This window comes from Novacetimonas hansenii JCM 7643, assembly GCF_000964405.1.
Taxonomy (GTDB): Bacteria; Pseudomonadota; Alphaproteobacteria; order Acetobacterales; family Acetobacteraceae; genus Novacetimonas; species Novacetimonas hansenii.
Genome location: NZ_BANE01000280.1, coordinates 1 through 4,599, shown reverse-complemented (window position 1 = coordinate 4,599; position 4,599 = coordinate 1). Strand labels below are relative to the sequence as shown.

At 59.6% G+C, this 4,599-nt stretch carries 6 protein-coding genes and 2 tRNA genes; 6 read left to right on the top strand and 2 right to left on the bottom strand.

Translation table 11 applies throughout. The features are described from left to right. The first annotated feature begins 335 nt into the window (after positions 1-335). Positions 336-707 (top strand): hypothetical protein, encoded by a 372-nt coding sequence (locus tag B7G66_RS14810; RefSeq protein ID WP_003620702.1) that lies wholly within the window; start codon positions 336-338, stop codon positions 705-707. A gap of 520 nt (positions 708-1,227) precedes the next feature. Here B7G66_RS14810 and B7G66_RS18265 read toward each other — a convergent pair. Continuing rightward, positions 1,228-1,593 (bottom strand): hypothetical protein, encoded by a 366-nt coding sequence (locus tag B7G66_RS18265; RefSeq protein WP_174805733.1) that lies wholly within the window; start codon positions 1,591-1,593, stop codon positions 1,228-1,230. After that, a complete protein-coding gene (locus B7G66_RS14800) occupies positions 1,583-2,932 on the bottom strand; it encodes an MFS transporter (protein WP_003620700.1) in 1,350 nt (449 codons plus the stop codon). Before B7G66_RS14800 ends, B7G66_RS18265 begins: the two co-directional genes overlap by 11 nt. Before the next feature lie 109 nt (positions 2,933-3,041). On the opposite strand from B7G66_RS14800, the gene B7G66_RS14795 reads away from it, so the two are divergent. The 5 genes from B7G66_RS14795 to B7G66_RS14775 all read left to right on the top strand — a co-directional run bounded on the left by B7G66_RS14795 (position 3,042) and on the right by B7G66_RS14775 (position 4,599). Beyond that, positions 3,042-3,425 (top strand): tRNA-binding protein, encoded by a 384-nt coding sequence (locus B7G66_RS14795; RefSeq protein WP_003620698.1) that lies wholly within the window; start codon positions 3,042-3,044, stop codon positions 3,423-3,425. Then, positions 3,425-3,910 carry a xanthine phosphoribosyltransferase gene (gene gpt, locus B7G66_RS14790; RefSeq protein ID WP_003620696.1) on the top strand — a complete coding sequence of 162 codons (486 nt, stop codon included), beginning with the start codon at positions 3,425-3,427 and terminating at the stop codon, positions 3,908-3,910. Before B7G66_RS14795 ends, gpt begins: the two co-directional genes overlap by 1 nt. Before the next feature lie 184 nt (positions 3,911-4,094). After that, positions 4,095-4,171, top strand: a tRNA-Pro gene (locus B7G66_RS14785). A gap of 21 nt (positions 4,172-4,192) precedes the next feature. Further along, on the top strand, positions 4,193-4,498 hold the full coding sequence (locus tag B7G66_RS14780; RefSeq protein ID WP_003620694.1) for an ETC complex I subunit: 306 nt from the start codon (positions 4,193-4,195) through the stop codon (positions 4,496-4,498). Between the two features lie 27 nt (positions 4,499-4,525). Then, positions 4,526-4,599, top strand: a tRNA-Arg gene (locus B7G66_RS14775).

Sequence of the window (4,599 nt, the reverse complement as noted above, 5' to 3'; positions counted from 1 at the left end):
AGAAGACGCCGCCTTTTTGAAAAAAGGCGGCACCCAAAAACTTTGCTTATTTTTTATCAATGATTTGGGTTCAAACAGTCTCTAAAGATTTGTGGAGAGTTAAAGGCAACGTCTTTTTAAACCTTTTCTTTCAAATCTTTCACGTTTCCTTGCCTGAACCGGTCGTGTCAGGTCTTCGACAGGGTTTGTCGGGTGTGCGCATGACAAGTTCCAGTCCACGCGCGTATCGCGCGAGAGTGTGAACAGCCCCGTCACGGTCCGTGCGAAACTCCTTCATATGAGGCGACGTTCATCACAGGTCATCCGATGTAATTCCCAGAAAGGGGAGACACTCAATGACCGAATCCAATTTCTTTACCCGTGCGGGTGATTTCCTGACCGGTGCGACGGGCGATCAGTCGGGCCTGATTACCGTGCTCAATGAAATGCTGGGGCCCATCACGCGCAAGGACCAGCCCACACGGCTGGAGACGCGTTCCCGCACCCCCGATGTGTTCGATGCCGTGTCACAGTGGCAGGAGCGCGACAATCCTGCACCTACGACCGAAAGCATGATCCATGCCCTGTTTTCCCCTGAGGAAATCAGGAAATTTTCGGAGGAGACTGGTTTGTCTTCTCCCGCCGCGATGGAAATCCTGAAGGTGATCGTGCCCCTGTGCGCGCGCGATCGTAAAAAGCGGCAACTGCGCGCATCTGATACTGTCTGAACGCTCCGACCGGGGAGGGGAAGATGAAAATTCCATCTGTATATCTGGTGTTTCTGCCATGGCTTATGCCCGTTTCCATCGCCGGTATGGGAATGGGATGGCATATGGAATGAAGGCAGGGGCTATGGCTCGTGCCATTCCACGACCGCTCTGTGCATCATCGTGAAACCTGATGGTTCATGTACAAAGATCGGTCATAGGTCATTTCTGTGCCTGTAGGGCATGTGGGATCAGGCGGATTGGGGTGGAGACGCGTATTGCGGGAGGGCATGTCCTTTTCCGCCTTCCATCGGCAGGTGCGCCTGCGGGTATCAGGGGGGCAGTGTGTTTTCCATCCGGATTGATGTGCATCATGCACACTGTCCGAACATGCGCTGATGAGGATTAGGGTATTTTTTGAAAATGCAGAAATATTCTGTAGATCTAGGAAATCGCCGACAGCGTGGTCTTCCCATGGAAAAGCCCCGGCCTGCATGCGCAGTGCCGGGGCCATTGTAAGGGGGAAATGCCGAACGCGGCGTTACTGAAAGCGGATCAGGTGGGCGCGGCGGTCCCGTCCCAGGTCATAGGCCCCGCCTTGTTCAAGGATGGCCTGGTGGATACGGTCCACCCGTTCGGTATGGCGACGGCCGCGACGTTTCTGCGCGATGCCCCGCGCCTGAAGGTTTCTGCTGCCGGCAGCACGTCCAATTTCGTGTTTAAGCTGCCCCATCAGAATATTCGTTTTTGCAAAGAGCATGTCCGTGAACTGATACATGTCACCTTTCTCCTTGATGGTGGCCGCACTTTGATGGGCGTCCATCACAAGATGAGCATAGCGCATTCCTGATATGCAATAAAAAACATACTCGTGGAGCGTGTAATTTTGTTGCGGATCAGTCCGCATGGATATCATCCAGCCGGTCGAGGCGGCGCAGGCCGGGAAACATCCGCATCCACAGCAACGTGACCACGATGGTGCCCGCCCCGCCCAGCGCCACGGCCTCCACCGGGCCGACAAGTGATGCCAGCATCCCGCTTTCGAATTCCCCCAGTTGGTTGGATGACCCGATAAACAGCATGTTGACGGCGGAGACGCGCCCACGCATGGAATCGGGCGTGCGTAGCTGTACCAGCGCCCCACGTACGACCACGCTGATGACATCGGCCGCCCCAAGGACCGCCAGCGCAAAGATCGACAGCGGCATGGAGGTGGAAAAGGCGAAGACGATGGTTGCCACGCCAAATGTCGCGACGGCGGCGAACATGAAGGCGCCCGCATGTTTGTTGAGTGGTTTCCACACAAAGAACAGGGCACACGCGACAGCCCCCATGGCCGGCGCCGCCCGCAGCAGGCCCAGCCCGGTGGGGCCTGCATGCAGGATGTCGCTGGCATAGACAGGCAGCATGGCCGTCGCCCCACCGAGGAGCACGGCGAACAGGTCCAGTGAAATCGCCCCCAGCATGTCGGGGCGTTCACGCATGAAATGCCAGACCTCCATGAACATGGAAACCGACAGCGGCTGGCGTGCCCGTGCCATGTTGCGCAGGGGAAGGAGGAACGTGCCCAGCATGGCCATGCCAAAGCCAAGCGCACAGACCATATAGCACACGCCCGCCCCCGCACCGTAAAGCAGCCCCCCCACCGAAGGCCCCGTCACCGCCGCCGCCTGGAACAGGGAGGATGAGACCGCGGCGGCGCGTGGAAACATGTGCGGCGGTACGATGGAGGGAAGGAAGGTCTGCTGGCATGGCATTTCAAATGCCCGCGCCGCGCCGAAGACCATGACCATGGCGTAGATCATGCCCGGTGTCGTCCACCCCCCGAATGCGGCGATGGCCATCACCAGTGCGGAGGTGGCCTCGACCGCCTGGCATGTCATGGCGATGCGGCGGCGGTTCATATGGTCGGCCGCATGTCCCGCCACCATGGTCAGGCAGATCATGGGCAGGAACTGCGCCAGTCCCACCATCGCAAGGGCGCGCGCGCTGTGGGTCAGGGCATAGATCTGCCAGCCCACCGCCACCGCCTGCACGCATGATGAAAAGGAAGATGACGTCCGCGCCATCAGGAACGCCAGAAGGCCGGGATGATGCACCAGCCGGCCTGGTGGCGGTGTGGGGGCGTCACCGGCGCAATCCCCTGCAATGTTGTGCGCGTCGGGGCGCGCATCGGCGGTGTTGGTGGCGTGGGCCGGCGGGGGGATGTTTCCCGGTGGGGCGGGAAAATTCTTCGATCGCGTCATGATGCCCTACGCTATAGCAGCCAGAGGGGTGAATTCGACACGAATTCCCTATCGAAAAGGAATGATCGCAGGTTTACAAGATGACGCGAACACAGGCAGAAACATTCCCATGACAGACCTTGCGCAGCCCCCCGTACCGGACATGTCCGCACCGGATGTTTCCGCCGGTGCCGGGATGGACGGGCACCTTGATATCCGGGTCGGCACGATACTGGAGGCAAGCCCGCTCCCCGATACGTATCGTGACACCTATCGGCTGCGAATCGATTTCGGGCCGCATATTGGCGCACGCACGTCGGCCGTGCGGGTCAATCACCGCTATACGCCATCACGGCTGGCGGGGCGGCAGGTCTGTGCGATTGTCAATGTGCCGCCACGCCAGATCGGCCCGTTCCGGAGCGAGGTCCTGACCCTGAGCATGCGTGACCAGAAAGGGGAGGCGGTATTGATCCGTCCGGACAGTCGCGTCCCCGACGGAGGAAAACTGTTCTGATGGCAACCAGTTATGCAACTGTTACGTGGGACCAGCTTCATCGCGACGCCCGCCAGTTGGCGGCGGAGCTTATGCCGCGCGGCCCATTCCGGGGGATCGTGGCGATTACGCGCGGTGGCCTGATCCCGGCTGCGATCATTGCGCGGGAACTGGATTGCCGCCTGATCGAGACGGTGTCCGTCGTCACCTATGACGAGGAAAAGCAGGGTAGCGCGACCGTCATCAAGCAGCCGGAGGCCGCAGGCGACGGGGAAGGTTTCCTGATTATCGACGATCTGGTGGATTCTGGCGTTACGGCGCAGGTCGTGCGCGGGCTGCTGCCCAAGGCGCTGTTCGCATGCCTGTATGCGAAACCTGCCGGCCGGTCCCTGACGGACCTGTTCGTGGTGGAGGTGCCGCAGGAAACATGGGTGCTGTTCCCGTGGGATACCGCGCCGCTGTTTATCCCGCCCCTGGCACGCAGGGATGATACCCCCAGATCCTGACCCAATCCGGCGCGGTGGCATGGCATAATATGTGGCGTTATACGTGGCGTTCACGGGAATGCGTTGTCGTCCCACCGTGTTTTCATGGCCGTGCGGGTTGTCATCAAAGGGGGCAAAGCGATACTTTTTTCAATAAGGTGCTTGCCAGCGCGGCCAATGACACATAGTTTCCCCCACATGGTGACGGGGCGTGGCGCAGCCTGGTAGCGCGCGTGTTTTGGGTACACGAGGCCCCCGGTTCGAGTCCGGGCGCCCCGACCACCATAATGGGAGATCGTTTTAATGCGTGCCCGGATTTACCAGGAAGCAAAGACAGCCACACAGTCGGGTCAGGCCAATACCCATACATGGGTGCTGGAATATGGTCAGACGCAGCCCCGGCATGTTGATGCCCTGATGGGATGGACCGGCAGCCGCGATACATTATCGCAACTGCGCCTGCAGTTCCCAACACAGGATGCTGCCGTCGCCTATGCCCGGCACAATAATATTGGCTATGATCTGGAACTGCCTGTTCCACGTGTGCGCAGGCCCAAGGCTTATGCCGATAATTTCCGTTCCGACCGTATCCAGAACTGGACGCACTAGCTTCCATCTGGCACAAGGCGGTGCTCCGCGCCCTTAGCTCAGTTGGATAGAGCAACAGCCTTCTAAGCTGTGGGTCGTTGGTTCGAATCCAACAGGGCGCG